This window comes from Pedobacter sp. UBA5917 (genome assembly GCF_002432345.1).
Taxonomy (GTDB): domain Bacteria; phylum Bacteroidota; class Bacteroidia; order Sphingobacteriales; family Sphingobacteriaceae; genus Pedobacter.
The window spans coordinates 1-17,788 of sequence record NZ_DJDT01000194.1 but is presented as its reverse complement, the minus strand read 5'-3'; the positions used below and the strand labels follow the sequence as shown (position 1 = coordinate 17,788).

Sequence of the window (17,788 nt, the reverse complement as noted above, 5' to 3'; positions counted from 1 at the left end):
TCATTTCGAGCGGAGTGCAACGAAGTCGAGAAATCTATCTCAAGATAGATCTCTCCACTGCGCGATGCTTCGGTCGAAATGACGGTTTGCATTTAAAGTCTGTCAATGGAACAGCGTATAATAATACCTTAAGCGTTTAACCCACCATCAATCGTTAAAAACGAGCCGGTAATGTATCTGGCTTCATCGCTTGCGATAAAATTCACAAAAGAAGCAATATCCTCAACCGTACCATATTCTGGCAACGCCATACGTGTTCTTAAAAAATCGGCCAAAGGTGCATCTGCCGGGTTCATATCCGTATTCGTTGGCCCAGGCTGCACAAGGTTTACTGTAATTTTACGGCCGCCTAAATCGCGGGCAAGGCCACGCGTAAAACCCTGTAATGCCGATTTACTCATGGTATACAACGTAGTTTCAGGTCCAACTGCATTATCGCCCATGTTACTGCCAATAGTAATAATTCTACCACCTTCAGGCATGCCTTTTACCGCAGCCAAAGCCGCTACAAAAACCGCCTGCACGTTAACCGCCATAATATCATTGTAATCTTCAAGCGTATGCTCTTCAAAAGCTTTACCAATGTAAATGCCTGCATTGTTAACAAGGATATCCACACGGCCAAAATCGGCAATGGTTTTAGCTACTGCTGCAGTTACTTCGGCAGGTACTGCACTGCTGGCTTTTATCGCCAAAGCCTCACCTCCTATTGCTTTAACATCAGCAACAACTGCCTCAGCCTTTTCGGGCGAATTGGCATAGGTAAATACAACTTTTGCACCTTCGACAGCTAATCTTTTTACTATTGCGGCGCCTATACCCCTGCTTCCACCGGTAACAAGGGCTATTTTATCTGTTAATTTTTTCATCTGATTTCTAAATTTTATGCTAAATTAAAACAGATACTTTATATTTGAGAGTAAGCAACAAATTGTTAGGTACTAACAAAAAAGTTAGAAATGAGAAAAGAGACTTCAACCAATGCATTGAACGAAAAAATGATGATCGATACCTGCGGCATGTCGGCATCTTTAGCTGTAATTGGCGGCCGCTGGAAACCCTCGATATTGTGCCGCCTTTCTTATGGCACCATGCGTTATGGCGAATTAAAAAAAGATATTGTGGGCATATCCGAACGGATGCTGGTAGCGCAGTTACGCGAACTGGAAAAAGACCAGATCATTAGCCGTGTGGTTTTCCCCGAGGTGCCGCCACGGGTTGAATATAACTTAACCGATCTGGGCCGTACGATGAAAAATATGCTCACCGCCATGTCTGATTGGGGAAATATGTACCGTACACACATCCATCAAACAGAGGGTTTGGTTGTTGAGGAGCCGGTAAATTCACTATAAATTATTTTTGTTTTGAAAAGCAGGGCCAGGTAATTGGTTTAATCGGTTAATTGTTCTACAAGCTAATTGTTTAATTGCAGGATTGTTAAATTGTTAACTGCAAACTGCCAATTGCAGCCATAAATAGCACCACATCCACTGCTATCTAAACCCGATTGTAGTGGTAGCTGCCGGCTTAACGCCGGCACTACAAACGGAAAGCGGGACTACAGCAACCTAAGAGCTTCTGTTTTTGCTTTCCAAAAAATCAGCATTATGAACCTTCAAACAGAGACACCAAACATTAACACCGTTTTTGGCTACAACATCAACTGATTCGGCTAAATCCTTTTTCGCCCCACGTCCGATATTTGTTTCATTCAAAAATTAAATCATTTGTTTTAAATAAATAATCAATCATGCGTGTATTTGTAACAGGAGCCACAGGTTTTGTAGGTTCAGCAGTAGTTAAAGAATTAATAAATAATGGTCATCAGGTTTTGGGTTTAGCCCGCTCAGATGCATCGGCCAATGCATTAATTACAGCAGGTGCCGGGGTACATCGCGGCGACCTCACCGATTTAAATAGCCTTCGCAGTGGTGCATCCGCTACCGATGGCGTAATCCACACGGGTTTTATCCACGATTTTACCCGTTATAAGGAAATGTGTGAAGTAGATAAAATTGCCATCGAAGCAATTGGTGCCGAGCTTACCGGTTCTAACCGTCCGTTTATTGTAACCTCAGGCACTGCATTGGTAAGCCCGGGCACCCTGGCTACCGAAAATATTATCCCGGCACCTGGTGCTTCCGTACATCCGCGTGTATCGGAGCAAACAGCCGATGCCCTTGCCGAACTTGGCGTAAATACCGCTGTGGTACGTTTATCGCCGTCAGTACACGGAGCAGGCGATTATGGCTTTGTGCCCATGCTCATTAAACTTGCCCGCGAAAAAGGTGTATCGGCTTACATTGGCGAAGGACTTAACCGTTGGTCTGCCGTACACAGATTGGACACTGCCGTACTTTATCGTTTAGCACTAGAAAATGCTACACCACACGCCAGATTCCATGGTGTGGCCGAAGAGGGCATTACGGTAAAAGCCATCGCCGAAATTATTGGCAAACAACTTAACATCCCTGTGGTATCAGTATCTAATGAAGAAGCAGCTGCACATTTTGGTTGGTTAGCTGGTTTCGCTGGTTTAGACTGCCCGGCTTCGAGTAAAATTACACAGGAAAGTTTAAGCTGGAAACCAACACGCATTGAGTTGTTGGCTGATATGGAACAGGGAGATTATTTTGGCTAGGATGTAATCAATCACGCAATCGTCATTTCGAGCGGAGTGCAACGAAGTCGAGAACCATGAAATGCTCAGCGAAGCTAAATCTATCGAGATAGATCTCTCCCTGCCCGTAGCAGGCGGGCATTCCACTATGTTCCAGTCGAGATGACGATTTTTCTTTTGGCTAAGCCTATTGTGATTGAGTTGAAGGGCAAGTTTGCATTTAAGAATGAAGGAAAATTTTTACATCCTTGCAACCATGATGTAAATAATTTCATCTATATGGAATATTGCTTCTCACAACATGAATACATCAACCAAAACTCCTCTTAAAGATTTCGAAATCAACCCTAAAATTAAACTGTCGGCACTTTGGGCTGCAATAACACTTTGTTATCTATACGGCGATTATTTCGAGCTTTACGTGCCACACAAGGCTGAAGGGCTGATTAATGGTGATAATTTACTGAACAGTCCGATGAAATTATTTGCCGCCGCCTTATTATTGGCTATTCCGGCATTGATGGTTTTTATCTCCATTATCTTAAAACCACGGCTTAATAGATTTTTAAATATCTTTTTTGGGGTTATTTACAGTGCAATCATGATTTTGATTGCTTTTACTTCCTTAACCGAATGGCGTGCTTTTTATGTTTTTCTGGCTATTATAGAAAGTATCATCACCATTCTTATTGTTTGTTACGCCTGGACCTGGCCAAGAGAAGAACATACCAATTTCTAAATAATAAGGATGGATGAAAGATTATGGAAGATGTAAAATGGATGATGGAATAAGTCCGAGAGTCGGAGGTCCGAAGATAATATTTCAGAGAAATAAGCGCTGGGCTTTGCGTCCTCTGTGTCCTTTCTCTGTATACTAGGTGCTAAAAATGCATTACCTTTTCACTACCGCTGCGGTAACCATCAGCTGACCAACATGGCGCATAGTGTGTTCTGCCGCGTGGAAAAGCAGACCAATTACCGTTGAAGGAAGTTTGGCGCGGCCAACGCCCCTAAAATCGGGTAATGTGCTTATATCTGTATGTTTTAGCTGCTCCATAGCAAGATCAACCTGATGATTGAAACGGTTAACCAGATCGGCTACAGTATATCCTTGGGCACTATCTTTACCTTCTTCTGCCAGTTGTTCAAACTGAAATTCCGATAATCCTTCGGCCCTGGCATAGGTAAATACCCGATCCAATACACCACTTAAATGCTGGAGATGAAAACCTGTGGAAGCCATACCTGCCGGGCGTTCCCAAAGCAGTGCCGCCGGAAATCCGTGCATATATTCCTCAATTTCTTCGCGCGCCTGCAGAAGTGCATGTGCTACAGGCTGCAGTAAAGAATCGATATCTGGCAACGGTCCCCTTTGCCATACTTCTAGTTTTTGCGACATATTGAAATTGGGTTGATAATCAAATATAATGGAATAAGTCCGAAAGTCCGATGATAATTTCCGAGATCATCTGTATGAGATAAATCGTCATTGCGAGGAGGCTTTTTCAGCCGAGGAAGCAATCTTACAACGATCGCGACCTCGCGTGCGCTTTAAGATTGCTTCGTACCTCGCAATGACGACTTTTAGAAATTAGGTTATTGGCAACAGATTCGAAAACCAATTTTGTGTCCCTTGTTATCCTTAGCGTAGTCGAAAGATTCTATTCCCTCGATGCTTAAACAATAGAAAACAAGTGCGATTCTGCGGTGATCAGCGAAATCAGCGGGAACCAAAACGCAAAAGGGTTTTCGCGCTGATTTAAAAAGATTGGCGCAGAGCGATAATAACTAACGTAACCAACTTTTAAGTTAAAAATGTACTACAACGAAACCGTAACGCCTAAATTCCAACCTAGCCAGCCCTGTGCACCGTTGCTAAAATTGCGATGCTGCTTTGGTGCCAGTTCTTTTTTGTACCTATCGCCAGAAGGCGTATCATCAAGCCCTTTTAAATAATAATTGTAAGCTGGCCCGGCAAAAAAGGCAAGTCGGGGTAAAACATTTACCTGAAAGTGACTTTGCACCCTGTAAAGTACATTTGCCTCTTCAAAATTACCCAGATATATTGTTTGGATGGTTCCTTCCAACGCAATGGCGAAACGTTTGTTGAGTATAAAATCGTGTCCAAAGCCTATACCATAAGTAAGTACCCGGGCAGTATCCGAAAAGTTGTTGCCCGCAATCAGCAATGTATACAAGTTGGCGTTTCCTGTTTTAAAAGAGATGTTGGTATTGGCTACTTCGTTGGTGTAAACACTTATTTTACGGTAACCATTATTAGAAAGGTTGATTAACCCGATACTTACCCCAGAAGATGAATCGGCCAGGTTAACCAAACCCAACTGAAAACCATTCATCTTTTTGGCATAATTAACCAGGCCCGAAAGCTGCATACCTCTTAAACTGCCTGAACTGTTATTAAGCACCCCCGCCAGCTGAAACCCCGAAATATCTTTACTAAAATTAATCAAACCTGCTACCTGCCCACCCTTTACTGCTTTTCCGGCAATACTCCCAACTCCTCCAATTTGTATCCCTCTTACTTTTGCTTGTACCCTGTTTAACAAGCCGGCTACCTGCAGTCCATCCATATTCAGGTTTACATCATTATAGGCACCTGAGAGCTGTACGCCCATTACCGAGCCGCCCACCACATTAAAAAGGCCCGCCATCTGTAGCTTTCTGATGTCACCTTTGGTCAAATTAAATGCGCCTGCAATTTCGACACCATTTGTACCTGCGGTATAGCCCCCGAGAACATTTAATGAAGCTTTATTGATCACACTCGAACTCATGCTGCCATGTGAACTTAAACCAGGGGTAAACGAAGCCTGAAAAGGTGCCTGTGCAAAAAAATCGGGAATATTAAGATTTTGTATCCGCTGTTTTGATGAAACCAGGAACCGCCAAAAGCCCTTTCCACCAAACGTGTTTGAAAAGAATGCACCGCGTTCTTTATCGGGATCTTCATATTTTCCGGGTTTGATGTTTACATCTGCCAAAAAAACCAATGAAGTATCGCGGTAACTTTCTTTACTTGCCGTTAAAATTACGCTGCTGTGTTCGCCCCTAAAACGCAATGTAAAATATCCATTGTTGTCGGTAAGTGCCGCCTGTAGCAGTTTTTTTTCATAAACGCTCGCCTGTTTAACCTTATTGCCCGTCCGGGTATCGATTACATAGCCACTTATCGCATATTCGTTATCACCGTTGGCAATATGCTCTGCATCGATGGTTAAATGGTTTACGGCATAACGCAGGATGATGTATCCGCCATTCTCCTTGTAATCTACCTTGCCATCAAAAATCTGGTCCAAAACCTCACGTACCGGGACATTTTTCACATTCAAACTCACCAGACTATCCTGTCTGAATAAAACTCCGTTGTAAGAAAAATAGAATTGCCCCGCTTTACCGATCATCTGCAAAACATTGCTTACACGTTCCTGCTTAATATTTAAGGTTACCCCTTTTGATAAATTTCGGCGATAATCTACCTGTGTAACCTGTGCCAAGCAGAAACCTGAAATAAAGAGCAATAAAATAATCAGTTTTGTTCTCATTGATCTTAATAAGACAGCAAAATATTGTTGCCGTTACGCGATAGTTTTAAATTTAAGGTATCGCAGATCACTTTAAGGTTTTCGTTAATAGAATCCCATTTTAACGTAGTGGTAATGATGAGCGCTTTAACTTTTTCATCTAAAACGATATTAGAACCGTAAGCTGCGTTTAAAGCTTTAATCAGTTTTGATAACGGAATATTATTAGCCTGGAACAAATTGGTGCGATAATAATTATAAAGCTGATCGGTACTTTGCTCCTTTACCAGTTGATGGGTATTACCGTTGATGATGATTTTCTCGCCTTTATAAAGTTTAATTTCCTCCACACCTAACCGCACTCTCACAATCCCGGTTTCTACATTTACCTCGGTATCATTTTTTTGATGCCTGATGTTGAATGAGGTACCCACAACTTCTACACTTACCTTATCGATATCAATTACAAAGGGATGAGTTTTATCTTTGGCTACTTCAAAAAAGACATCACCATCCTGCATCTTTAGTTTACGGTTGTTTTTAAAATTACCGGCATAGCTTATTTTGCTGTGTTTATTCAGGGTAAGTGCCGATCCATCCGGTAAATTTTCGGTACGTACCTGGTTACTGGCACTCAGTTCTGTGTAATTTCCGCTTGCATACAAATTGTACAATAGCCAACCGCCCACAGCAATAAACAATACAGCAGCTATTCTAAACCAAACGTTACGGGTATTTAAGCTTTTTATCTTTGTATTTTGTGTCTCTAAATTTCCTCTTCTTGCTTTAAAACTTTCCCATGCCTGTTCCTCATCCCTTTTGTTTTCACTTTTTAGGGTATTGCTCAGCTGCCAGATGGTTTCGAGCTGCGTAAAATGCTTTTTGTTGGCCTCATTAACATTTAGCCAGTTTTCTACTTTTTGGTTTTCTTCTTCAGAACTTTCTTTTAGAAGAAATTTGATCAATAATTCATCATTCATGCGCTTTCTTCTTCTAATTAAAAAAATCTTTATAGTACCATAGCCCCACCAAAACAAACACAAGGAAATCAGCCAGTTTTAACCGCAATATTTTTAAAGCTTTACCCATTTGGTTCTCTACTGTTTTAATGGATAAACCTAAATGATCGGCAATTTCACGGTATTTCAGTTCTTCAAACCTGCTCATCTGGAAAATGGTTCGGCATTGCTCGGGCAATTGGTTCAAGGCAGCTCTTAAGTGCTGTTGCAGCTCTGTAAGTTCTACTTTTGCCGCTGCAGGTTCGTGTTCAGTATTCATGCTGTGTAAGGTAAATTCCTGGTATTTGCTTTTGGTTTTTTCCTGCTTTAGGTAATTGATGCTATCGTTATAAACACATCGGTAGAGGTAGGCTTTTATCGATTGTATCTGCAGGCTTTCGCGTTTCTCCCAAAACTTTAAAAACATGCCCTGTACAATTTCTTCAGCTATATCTTCATCTTTTAAAATTACCTGTGCATAAGCATGCAGCGCATTATAATGCGTTTTGAACAACTGTTCAAACGACGTATCATCATCGTACCGATGCCTGTTTCCGGAAACTACTGCTGTTAATTCCACTGATTTAATTGTTTCAAATATAAGGATTGAAGGGGGAATGAAAGATTGATTGAATGACCGAATGAGAGATTGGTTGAATGAATGAATTAGTGAATGTTGTATATCCCATTCAATCATTCATTCATTGACTCACTCATTCATTCATTAACCCAATCATTCAACATTTCGCTAAAAACTAATTGCCAAACCACCGGTGTAACCAAAGAACATGCCGTGCAGCGTATTATCCCTCCTATCCCAGGTTTTTACGTAGTGTTTCTGTAAGGTTTTGCCTTCTTCGGTGTTGGTAGATATAAAGTTGAACGATGGGCCTGCGAATATTTCCAGATGTGGACCAATCCTCAGCGCTGGCATCAATTGGAAAGTTGATTTAAAATAGTTGCCATGTTTAAAATTTTGCAGCGAACCTGCAGTAAGCTCTGCGTTTAACCTAAAATGTTCCGACTGGAAAAAATGTGCTCCCAAACCTGCTTCGAATGCATAAACATCATCCTTGTTTTTAAAATTGTATCCTGCACCGATGATACCGTACAAAACCTTCCCTCCCGAACGGAATGTGGCCATGGTGGTTAAATTCTGGTTGGTGGTTAAGGAAATGCTCTTTTCGCCATTTTTAACAATATTGATGATCCCGATCGGAAAATCGCTGCTATCGGCCACGTTGATAAAACCGGCAAGCTGCACACCTTTTACTTTTTTAGCAATGTTGATGAAACCTGCTATCTGCGATCCCTTTACATCCTCGGCTTTATTCATAAAACCACCGATCTGCAAGGCTGATACATTTTTACCGCTCCAGTTTAAAAAACCGGAGATCTGCGCACCACTGTTTTCGGTAGATATATTGGCAAAACCTGCAATAGCTGCCCCGTTACCACCTCCGTAAGTATTCAGAAAGCCGGCAAACTGTAAACCCTGTGCCTTGCCGCCGATGTGATTAGAAAAACCGGCTAACTGCGTTCCGCTTGCATTTTTGCGTATGATATTGGAAAGCCCGGCAAATGAAAGTCCTTTTTCTGCAGCCGAAACACCCGCCAAAGCACTAAAGGAAAATACATTGGTATCGAGCGCGGCATGCGTACCATTTGTACTCAACGGATATACCAGACCAATATTTACCTTGCCTTTTCTGCCTTCCTGTGCAAAACCATTTAATCCGGCACCCAGCAACATCACCAAGCCTAAAGCTATAACCAGAGATGCTTTTTTAAGATTAATATTGGCATTGAAACTGTTTTTAATTTTTGTTAAAGTTGTGTCCATTTCTGTCTAATTTTAAAATGAGACAACGAAACAGATACTTACCCCTATTCGGTAGAAAAATATTTTTCGTCCTTTTTCTTTAACCAGTTTTTTTGCACAAACAGGTAATATACTTATATTTTTAAACGGTTGAACAGCTCGTCGCGATGATTGGAACCAATGGGTATTTCTTCCGTCTCAATCTCAATAACATTACCTTTAATGGCGGTGATTTTCTTTAGGTTAACTAAAAAAGAACGGTGTATCCGAACAAATTGCTGAGAAGGCAGCATTACTGCTATTGCACCCAAATGCATACTCGCCAACAAACGTTTACCTTTAAAATAGATCGAACAAAAGTCTTTTTCAGCTTTTATATAGTCGATTTCTGAAAAATTTAAACGAAGCAGTTTATAATCCTGCCGGATAAAGATATAATCGGGTTCCTGTACATTTTGTATTTCCACTATCTTTTTTGCGGAGACTTTTTCCAGCACCTTTTCAATAGCCTGATAAAATCTTTCGAAGGTGATGGGTTTAAGTAAATAATCGATAGCATTTAGGGTAAATCCTTCTACAGCGAAATCCGAATAGGCAGTAGTAAAAATAATTATGGGTGCTTTACTGAGCGATTTCAAAAACTCTATCCCGGTAATTACGGGCATCTGGATATCTAAGAATATCAGGTCAATCGGATGTTCGTAAATGGCTTCGTAAGCCTCGGTGGCACTCATGCAACTTTTAATCAAAGTAAGCTGTGGAATTTTATCAATGTAATTCTGCAGGATATCGCGGGCTATGGGCTCATCGTCTACAATCAGGCAATTCAAATTCATAACAGGTTAATGGTTAAATGTACAACATACAATTCATCTTCCCTTCCCGCCCTGTACTGATAACGGCCAGGATAATACAGTGATAAGCGTTTATTAAAGTTGGCCAGACCTATACCCCCATTGGTATTTCCCTCACGGTTAAAATCGACCGTGTTTTCTATTTTTAAATAAAACTTTCCATTTAAAACATCGATATTAATATTGATGTGCGAGGAAGCATCATCTGCACAAAATTTAAATGCATTCTCTATAAGCGGCATCAGCAGTAGCGGCGCAATTTGATAAGACTGTGCATCTAAATTTTCGCTAAAACTTACCCGGGTAAAATTAAGCCTTACTTTTTCCAGTTCAATATAATCTTTAATCAGGTTTATTTCTTTTGATAAAGGCATGCTCTGATGGTTCGATTCGTACAAAATATAACGTAATAAAGATGATAACCGGCTAACCAGTTCGGCAGAACGATCGGGCTTTCCACCCAAAATTAAACCGTAAATATTATTGAGCGTATTAAACAGGAAATGTGGATTTACCTGCGATTTAAGAAAGTTAAATTCAAGTTCTACGTTTTCTTTGGCCAGTTGTATAGCCCTGATCTGTTTCCTGAAAGCACCTAACGCAATTTTGATGGCCAGCGGCGTGCTGATTGTAAAAACAAGTCCAAAAACAGTACCCAGCGAAAGTACCTTGGCCAAAACCCTGTTTAACCAAAATCCTTTTAAAAACTGATAGTATCCGGTTTGGCTTTGTTTGATCTGTAACATGCAACTTTCGCAATGGGTTAAAACAGTTTCTTCGCCAATGGCATTAACAGCGGCATATAAAAACACCTGCAAAACCAATAGCAAAAAACCACTTATATATTTCCCATTGCTTATTTGAGGTAATACAAAATATGCCAGCGGGTAATAAAACAGCATCAAATTTAGCGTGCCGGTAAGCGAAAGCTGAAAAAGTATAACCTGATCGAACCTGTTAAATGTATTAAACGAAATATTGGTCATGTACCAGTTTAACAACAGCTGAAACACCCAGAAACCCACATGCGCAAGCACACGCAACTTAGGATTATGGTATATCTTCTGTATTAATGTTTCGAAATTCATTTTACTAATATCTGTTTTATCAAACTAAATTGACCAATAATTCAGACCAACAGCCAATATTTCCCGATCGTTATTGTTTTTTTGCCAACGGCACAAAATCTGTTCAATATATTGCCTGGTTGATAAAAAACAGCGTCTGGGCTAATTGTTTTAACTATATGTCGAGTTGCTTTGAGCCACCGGTTACTTCTTCTTTCATTTGTGCAGAAACCGATAAGAGATATGATCAAGATTGAAAAATTAAGTTTCCGTTATCACAAAAGCAAAGTGCTTTTTAATGGCCTGGATCTCGAACTGGCAGCGGGAAGTATTTATGGCTTGTTGGGTAAAAATGGTGCGGGCAAATCTACTTTAATGAAAACCATAACCGGTTTGCTTTTTCCTTTCGAAGGTACCTGTACGGTTAATCATTTACAGCCACACAAACGTGAACAGAGCTTTTTAGAGCAATTATTCTTTATTCCGGAAGAATGTTACCTGCCGCCTTTAAGTATTGTACACTTTTTGAATATCTATGCTCCTTTTTACCCATCTTTTAACCGGACAGAATTTTACCAATACCTCAACGAGTTTAATATCGATGCAAAAGCTGATTTGGATAAACTCTCTTTCGGACAAAAAAAGAAAACATTTATCGCTTTTGGCCTAGCAGCGAATACGCGTTTATTAGTTATGGACGAACCAACCAACGGACTCGATATTCCATCAAAGGTACAGTTCCGTAAAATAATGACCAATGCGGGTAAAGCCGATAAAATTATTCTACTCTCTACACACCAGGTGAGGGATTTAGATGATCTGATCAGTTCGGTAATCATCATGGATAATAGTAAAATATTACTCCACACCGAAAAAGAACAGATAGCCGAAAGGCTATTTTTTTGCAAAAAGAGTGAGCTAGGCAACGAAACTATTTTGTACGAAGAACAAACCCCGAATGGTTTAATGGCCATGTGCATTAACAATAACCAAAGTAAAAGTTATATCGATCTTGAAATTTTATTTAATGCCACATTACATCAGCCGACACTATTAAACACCATTTTTAACAAAACCCTGTAACTACATGATAAGTGCCAAACATTTCATCTTACTCTTAAAAAGACAATGGTTCGAAAACCGAAAAGCCTGGTTAATTGGCGCATTGGCCCTGGCAGGTATACTTGCCTTTTTATTTTTACTAACGTGGCGTTGGCGTACCAGTTTTAACGGCGATACCACTAAGGGTATATTTTTGTTGATGCTTTTTACAGGAGGTATATTATTTATGTCGACCATTTTAAAAGACCTTGGCAATAAGCAAAAAGGAATCTGGTTGCTCATCCTGCCCGCTTCGGCCTTAACTAAACTGGTTGTTGCCCTGTTTTACGGAATAGTGGCTTATCTGGTCGTTTACTTTGGGATATTTTATGTGGTTAAGGCGCTCATGTTACTGGCATTTGGAGCCGAAGCCACCCAGTGGGCAAGCTTAGATTTGATGAAAAACAGTTTCTACCAATTTGTATTTGTGTACATCATATTCCAGTCCATTGTGCTGCTTGGTTCGGTATACTTCAACAAGAGCCAATTTTTTAAAACGATACTGATTACCATGGCTTTATTCTTTGCAGCATTTAATGGCAACGAATTATTACTCAAATTAATTACGGGTGAGGTGGATATAAATGCAAATGTTCCTTTAGATAGTTTTCAGTTCGCCTATGACGGCGATAATATCTATGTCCAGTCTACAACGATGATGACATACATTTCGTGCATTTTGCTCTGGTTTGTTGTACCTGTAACCTTATGGCTTATTACCTGGCTCAGAATTAAGGAAAAAGAACTTTAGCCATCTATAATTATTAATAAAATGAGAAACAGCAATAAAATACTCCTGGGGCTGATTATTATACTCCTCGGTGGCATCGTTATTTTTGATATACTGCTCAGAAATATCTATCTTAAAATAAACCGGAACAATCCTTTAAAAAATTACGGAACAGTTAGTCTGCAACCCTTTAATCATTTAAAAATAAAAGGAGGAAATGCTTATTCGATAAAATTTCAACAAGACAATAAAACCGAAATAAAAGTATTGAACAACAGAAAAAGCTTTCTAAAAACCAGCCTAAAGGGTGATACACTTTTTGTTAGTTTTGCGGTAATGGGTAATAACCAATTGCGTTTTGCAGATAACCTGCCGGTAGGCCTCATGATTTCTGCACCAACAATTAAATCAATTACGGCCGACGGCAATTCGATTTTACTACATAATTGGAATCTGGACAGTTTAAACCTGACTTTGAATGGTAACGCAACCATGCGTTTAAGGAAAAACACCATTAACCAAATGAGGGTGAATGGCAATTTTTATAGCCTTTTGAATTTTGAAACAGAAAATCAGATTATGTATTTAAATCTTAACCTTCAACAGCATGCAGTGGCCTACCTGAGTGATTTAACTTATAAACATTTCAAACCAATCTTAAAAGATTCGGCACAACTTGTTCTCGGAAATAAAATGATTAACCGTGTTTTTGTGAAAGATTAAATTTGCCTGGATCTCTCCCTTACGCTTAATCTGTCAATCCTGAGCGCAGCGAAGGATCTTTGTCTGCACGCTGTGGTTAAAAATTAGCCACGGATGCACGGAAAACGAATATGATTATATCATCCTGAACGTAGCTGAAGAATCCTTACAAGCTACGCTCAGAATGCCATTCTACTACAATATCGATCTCACCAAACCGCCCTCTACCCTGATAGATGCACCATTGGTGCCCGAAGCCAGAGGACTCGAATAAAACGTTACCGCATTTGCAATTTCGCTCACATCCAGAAAACGTTGCAACAATGAAGTTGGTCGCATATTTTTAAAGAAATCGGTCTCTACTTCTGCAATACTAATGTTTCCTTTTTTAGCTAAATCTTCGATAAAACCGCCCACACCTTTTGATTTGGTTGGACCGGGCAAAATTGAATTTACAGTTACCTCAGTTCCTTTTGTTAATTCGGCCAAACCACGGCTAACCGCCAGCTGTGCTGTTTTAGTTAAACCGTAATGGATCATTTCATCAGGAATAAATACTGCCGATTCGCTCGAAATAAAAATAATCCGTCCCCAGTTTTTCTTTAACATTTTCGGGAATAACTGACGCGATAAACGGATACCGCTCATTACGTTCACCTCAAAAAACCTGAACCAATCTTCGTCACTGATTTCTTCGAAAGCTTTGGGTTCGAAAATACCCGCATTGTTAATCAGGATATCAATTTCGGGTAGCTGTGCAATCAGATTGTTTACTTCTTCTGCTTTAGAAAAATCGGCTGCAATGCCCGAAACGGTTCCTTTACCCGCAATTTTTTCCAACTCTTTCACCGCATCGTTTACACTGTCTTGCGAGCGGCCATTGATAATTACCGTTACACCCTCTTTTAATAAACTTTCGGCAATTGCGAATCCAATACCTGCGGTAGAGCCGCTTATAAAAGCTGTTTTATTCTTTAATTGTAAATCCATTTTTCGTTTTTAAAATTATGTTGATGGTCAAACAGGTTTTGGCCTGTGGGATATACAAACTGAACAAATTTTTAATAAAAATGTGTCATAAGAATATGCTAAAATCAATTATCGCCTCCTGTTTAATCGGGGCATCATTTTTGAATATACAGAAAGCGGAAAATTAAAATGATTCTAAAACGTAATCAACCCTAAAAGCTCAATGAAAAAAACAGCAATTGCGCTCGCCCTTGGAGTAGCCCTCGCATCCTGCAACAGCAGGGAAAAGAAAACAGAAGAAAATACTAAAGACAGTATCCCTACAGCAGCGGTCGAACAGCCTAAAGTTAACGGAAGCGTAACTGCCACCACCATTGATTGGAAAGATATTCCAGAAGCAAAAGAACCCGGCAATTTCCCATTTTTTAAACCTTCTAAGGAATTTAAGGTTTTAAACGAAAAAGATGGCCTATCGGAAGTTTTTGAAAACGAAAAAATGGAAAATTATACCGGTAAGGATGTATATACCACAAATGGAAAACTTGGCGTATTGGTTTTTGAAAATGTAGATGGACAAAATTTTAGCAAAAGTTTGTTCGAAAAAAACATCACTGGGTATATTACCAAAATAGGTGCAAAAGAAATATACAAAGGAGCATTCCCGCCTAACGAAACTGCCAATGAGGCTTTAAGGAAAAAGCTAAAAGAAAACCTATGGACAGGCAAACACCGCTCTGTTGGTTTATCAGATGACGAACCTTTTGCGGTATATGCCTTTAAAAACAATGGCAAAAATTATGTGGTTAATGTGCAATTCAATTCTGCACAAGGTTACATTTATATTATGGAACTGAAGTCTTAACCAATAATTTAATTGATGTTAAAAATAATGCAGAACTTGCTTATGCAATTCTGCTTTATAAAATGTTTTTCGTATGGTAAATTAAGAACAGACTGCGCTTTATATTGCTTTGAAAATCTGATATAAACGAATAATATTTTAAACCGTTTTCAGACTGATGCGTTTAATCCTGTCGAAACGGTCATCGGATTTTACAACTTTTCTTTCAAAAAACGGATTGTTTGCCTGTTTTTTACTTTTAAGGGTTGCGCCTATTAAAATCCCACCAGAAATTAATACAAAGTTTTTAATAATATACTGCCCGAGCAGTGTGGGTACCAGTACCGAATGATGAAAGGTCTCGTGCGGAAAAAAGATCAGCGGAAGAAATGTTCCTGCCATCTGCATATATAATAAAATCAGAGTTAGTCTGAGCCATGCTTTGGTCATTAAACCCAAACCAATAATACATTCCCAAATGGCGAGTATAGGCATAGATGTGGCCGGTTTTACCAATCCGAATGTGAGTTTAAGAATAGTACGGCCCGCGATTTCTTCTGCAGCGCTCATGCCCGGAAAAAATTTAAGTACACCAAACCAAATGAATATAATACCAAGGCAGATACGCAAAATGTTAATACCGTTCCGTGCCTTCCAGGCCACAATTCTTGCTTCTGTTTTTCCACTGATACTCAACATGTTTTTAGGTTTTAGTATCAATATATACGGTGATAAACTGGTTACAGTTTACTTCTAATAGGGGTTACTTACACTCTTAAGATGTTAAAATTTTATATTACTAATAATATTGTAGAATATTAACGCGATTGTTATGCCGATAGCACTATATTACGGATAAAGTAACCCGTTAGAATATAAACTATACGATTATTTAGTTTGTATTACGACTATGTAATACGTTAATTCCTTTTACTCAACTGCTGATCAACTTTTTTAAGCAGGTCGAAAATATCAAATGGCTTGGCAATAAATTCTTCGGCTCTGCAATTATGTTTCATTTCGTTTAAGCTGGCATGCGCACTCATCATCATAATGGGGATGCTTTTAGTGGCATCGTTATTCTTTAAGTCGTCGCAAACCATTAACCCACTTCCATCGGGCAAGCGCACATCAAGCAGGTATAAATCCTGCGATCCCTTATCTTCAAAGGCCATAAAATCCTTTACATTTGAGAAACCGTATACTTCGTACTGTTCATCGGTCAATATCATTTCGATAATCTCACGTATCCCCTCATCATCCTCCAATAAACATATCTTTTTTCCCATAGTGTATAAATTCCTTCCCCATTAAGTGATTAGCAATAAGATGTAACACCGGAAAGGTGATAAAGTTTTAATTGTTGATGATTTTAACGGACCGGCAAAAATCTGTGCATCAAAAACTAATGCTGTCTTCTGATCCGCGAAAGCGACTGCGGTGTGATACCCAGATAAGATGCGGCATCGGTTAAGGATACGCGCAGTGCAATATCAGCCTGTTTTGCCAAAAATAAACGGTACCTGTTTGCCGAATCCTGACCTAAATAAGCATTGCGGGTATTAATTTTATCGATCAAAGCCTGCTGCGTAATCTGGTCGATTAGCCTTTGAAGTGCAGGTACCTCTTCGTAAAGTTTTAAAAGTGCAGTTCTGCTGATACAGAAAACTGTTGCATTACATGCCGCCTGTATGCATTCTTCGGCCGGTACCTGGTTATGAAAGCTGTTTAATATAGTACAGAACTGATTTTCCTTTAAAAAATAATGGGTTACTTCATTTCCTTTTTCGTTTCTAATTACAATCCGTAATACGCCATCTACAATAAAAAAGAGTTCCCTGCAGATATTGCCCGGCTCCGAAAGTTCTTCCCCCTCTTTTAACGGTCTGGGTTTAAAAGCAGCTCCAATCTGTTGTTCTTCTTTTACAGAAAAGGATTGGTACCGGTTTAAAAAACTGATAAGTGGGTTTGACATTGGATTTATTTAGGAGAAATTAAGTCGGACAAAAATATAAGGTATAATCGATTTTACCAATTGGTAAATGGAATGGCAGCAGATATCTTAAAATTTGCATATTAATTTACAACATCATGAAAATAAAAGCAAATGAATTTACACTGGAAGGCAAAACGGTGATCATATTGGGCGGAAGCTCTGGTTTAGGTTTGGCAACAGCACAAGCTGCAGCATACGATGGCGCAAAGGTGATTATAGTTTCGGGCAACCAGAACAGGATTGATGAAGCATTAAAATCGTTACCCGAAAATTGCAGCGGAATATCGGTTGACCTAAGCAAAGAAGAAAACATTAAAAATTTCTTCAACTCGGCTGAAGCTTTCGATCATCTGGTATATACTGCCGGCGAAAACCTGACTTTGCATACCATTAATGAAACCGATATCGAAGAAGCACGTACCTTTTTTAATTTAAGGTATTGGGGTGCTTTTGCAGCAATTAAATATGCATCGAAAAAAATAAAAGCCGGTGGTTCTATTAATCTAACCGGCGGAACGGCAAGTCCGAGGCCAGGTGCAGGCT

Annotated in this window: 20 protein-coding genes; 8 read left to right on the top strand and 12 right to left on the bottom strand. The window is 39.6% G+C overall.

Features of this window, described 5'->3' with window-relative positions:
* Positions 1-128 precede the first annotated feature (128 nt).
* Positions 129-869 carry an SDR family oxidoreductase gene (locus B2V92_RS12860; protein ID WP_293308615.1) on the bottom strand — a complete coding sequence of 247 codons (741 nt, stop codon included), beginning with the start codon at positions 867-869 and terminating at the stop codon, positions 129-131.
* Between the two features lie 90 nt (positions 870-959).
* On the opposite strand from B2V92_RS12860, the gene B2V92_RS12855 reads away from it, so the two are divergent.
* The 3 genes from B2V92_RS12855 (at position 960) to B2V92_RS12845 (ending at position 3,362) form a co-directional block, all read left to right on the top strand.
* Positions 960-1,355, top strand: coding sequence for a winged helix-turn-helix transcriptional regulator (locus B2V92_RS12855; RefSeq protein WP_293308613.1), 396 nt, complete (start codon positions 960-962; stop codon positions 1,353-1,355).
* 398 nt (positions 1,356-1,753) lie between these two features.
* A complete protein-coding gene (locus B2V92_RS12850; protein WP_293308611.1) occupies positions 1,754-2,644 on the top strand; it encodes an SDR family oxidoreductase in 891 nt (296 codons plus the stop codon).
* 280 nt (positions 2,645-2,924) lie between these two features.
* Complete coding sequence (locus B2V92_RS12845; protein ID WP_293308608.1) at positions 2,925-3,362, top strand: DUF6326 family protein; 438 nt, start codon at positions 2,925-2,927, stop codon at positions 3,360-3,362.
* Between the two features lie 153 nt (positions 3,363-3,515).
* Here the strand turns inward: B2V92_RS12845 and B2V92_RS12840 are convergent, their stop codons facing one another.
* The 7 genes from B2V92_RS12840 to B2V92_RS12810 form a co-directional block, all read right to left on the bottom strand.
* Positions 3,516-4,022, bottom strand: a complete 507-nt coding sequence (locus tag B2V92_RS12840; RefSeq protein WP_293308605.1) for a DinB family protein — start codon at positions 4,020-4,022, stop codon at positions 3,516-3,518.
* A 421-nt stretch (positions 4,023-4,443) separates the two neighbouring features.
* A complete protein-coding gene (locus tag B2V92_RS12835; protein ID WP_293308602.1) occupies positions 4,444-6,186 on the bottom strand; it encodes an STN and carboxypeptidase regulatory-like domain-containing protein in 1,743 nt (580 codons plus the stop codon).
* Between the two features lie 5 nt (positions 6,187-6,191).
* Positions 6,192-7,145, bottom strand: coding sequence for a FecR family protein (locus B2V92_RS12830; protein ID WP_293308600.1), 954 nt, complete (start codon positions 7,143-7,145; stop codon positions 6,192-6,194).
* A 13-nt stretch (positions 7,146-7,158) separates the two neighbouring features.
* Positions 7,159-7,743: an RNA polymerase sigma-70 factor gene (locus tag B2V92_RS12825; RefSeq protein ID WP_293308597.1), complete on the bottom strand. Its 585-nt coding sequence runs from the start codon at positions 7,741-7,743 to the stop codon at positions 7,159-7,161.
* Between the two features lie 168 nt (positions 7,744-7,911).
* On the bottom strand, positions 7,912-9,006 hold the full coding sequence (locus tag B2V92_RS12820) for a hypothetical protein (RefSeq protein ID WP_293308595.1): 1,095 nt from the start codon (positions 9,004-9,006) through the stop codon (positions 7,912-7,914).
* Between the two features lie 113 nt (positions 9,007-9,119).
* Positions 9,120-9,821 carry a LytR/AlgR family response regulator transcription factor gene (locus tag B2V92_RS12815; RefSeq protein WP_293308593.1) on the bottom strand — a complete coding sequence of 234 codons (702 nt, stop codon included), beginning with the start codon at positions 9,819-9,821 and terminating at the stop codon, positions 9,120-9,122.
* Positions 9,818-10,927 (bottom strand): sensor histidine kinase, encoded by a 1,110-nt coding sequence (locus B2V92_RS12810; RefSeq protein ID WP_293308591.1) that lies wholly within the window; start codon positions 10,925-10,927, stop codon positions 9,818-9,820. The genes B2V92_RS12815 and B2V92_RS12810 overlap by 4 nt, the downstream gene beginning before the upstream one ends.
* A gap of 222 nt (positions 10,928-11,149) precedes the next feature.
* Between B2V92_RS12810 and B2V92_RS12805 the strand changes: the two genes are divergently transcribed.
* Genes B2V92_RS12805 through B2V92_RS12795 form a run of 3 tightly spaced genes read left to right on the top strand, consistent with a single transcriptional unit; the run spans position 11,150 to position 13,460 of the window.
* Positions 11,150-11,989: an ATP-binding cassette domain-containing protein gene (locus B2V92_RS12805; RefSeq protein WP_293308589.1), complete on the top strand. Its 840-nt coding sequence runs from the start codon at positions 11,150-11,152 to the stop codon at positions 11,987-11,989.
* 4 nt (positions 11,990-11,993) lie between these two features.
* Positions 11,994-12,758, top strand: coding sequence for a hypothetical protein (locus B2V92_RS12800; RefSeq protein WP_293308586.1), 765 nt, complete (start codon positions 11,994-11,996; stop codon positions 12,756-12,758).
* 21 nt (positions 12,759-12,779) lie between these two features.
* Positions 12,780-13,460 carry a hypothetical protein gene (locus B2V92_RS12795; RefSeq protein ID WP_293308584.1) on the top strand — a complete coding sequence of 227 codons (681 nt, stop codon included), beginning with the start codon at positions 12,780-12,782 and terminating at the stop codon, positions 13,458-13,460.
* 174 nt (positions 13,461-13,634) lie between these two features.
* Here the strand turns inward: B2V92_RS12795 and B2V92_RS12790 are convergent, their stop codons facing one another.
* A complete protein-coding gene (locus B2V92_RS12790; protein ID WP_293308582.1) occupies positions 13,635-14,429 on the bottom strand; it encodes an SDR family NAD(P)-dependent oxidoreductase in 795 nt (264 codons plus the stop codon).
* Between the two features lie 202 nt (positions 14,430-14,631).
* Here B2V92_RS12790 and B2V92_RS12785 point away from each other — a divergent pair, with 202 nt between their 5' ends.
* Complete coding sequence (locus B2V92_RS12785; RefSeq protein WP_293308579.1) at positions 14,632-15,270, top strand: hypothetical protein; 639 nt, start codon at positions 14,632-14,634, stop codon at positions 15,268-15,270.
* A 138-nt stretch (positions 15,271-15,408) separates the two neighbouring features.
* Here the strand turns inward: B2V92_RS12785 and B2V92_RS12780 are convergent, their stop codons facing one another.
* From B2V92_RS12780 to B2V92_RS12770, 3 genes are all read right to left on the bottom strand, one after another.
* Positions 15,409-15,948 carry a hypothetical protein gene (locus B2V92_RS12780; RefSeq protein WP_293308577.1) on the bottom strand — a complete coding sequence of 180 codons (540 nt, stop codon included), beginning with the start codon at positions 15,946-15,948 and terminating at the stop codon, positions 15,409-15,411.
* A gap of 221 nt (positions 15,949-16,169) precedes the next feature.
* On the bottom strand, positions 16,170-16,538 hold the full coding sequence (locus B2V92_RS12775; protein ID WP_293308575.1) for a response regulator: 369 nt from the start codon (positions 16,536-16,538) through the stop codon (positions 16,170-16,172).
* A gap of 116 nt (positions 16,539-16,654) precedes the next feature.
* Entirely contained in the window at positions 16,655-17,224 is a 570-nt protein-coding gene (locus tag B2V92_RS12770) for a Crp/Fnr family transcriptional regulator (protein ID WP_293308573.1), read from the bottom strand.
* A 116-nt stretch (positions 17,225-17,340) separates the two neighbouring features.
* Here B2V92_RS12770 and B2V92_RS12765 point away from each other — a divergent pair.
* Positions 17,341-17,788: SDR family NAD(P)-dependent oxidoreductase (locus B2V92_RS12765; protein ID WP_293308571.1), on the top strand; the 448-nt coding region annotated here is incomplete at its 3' end.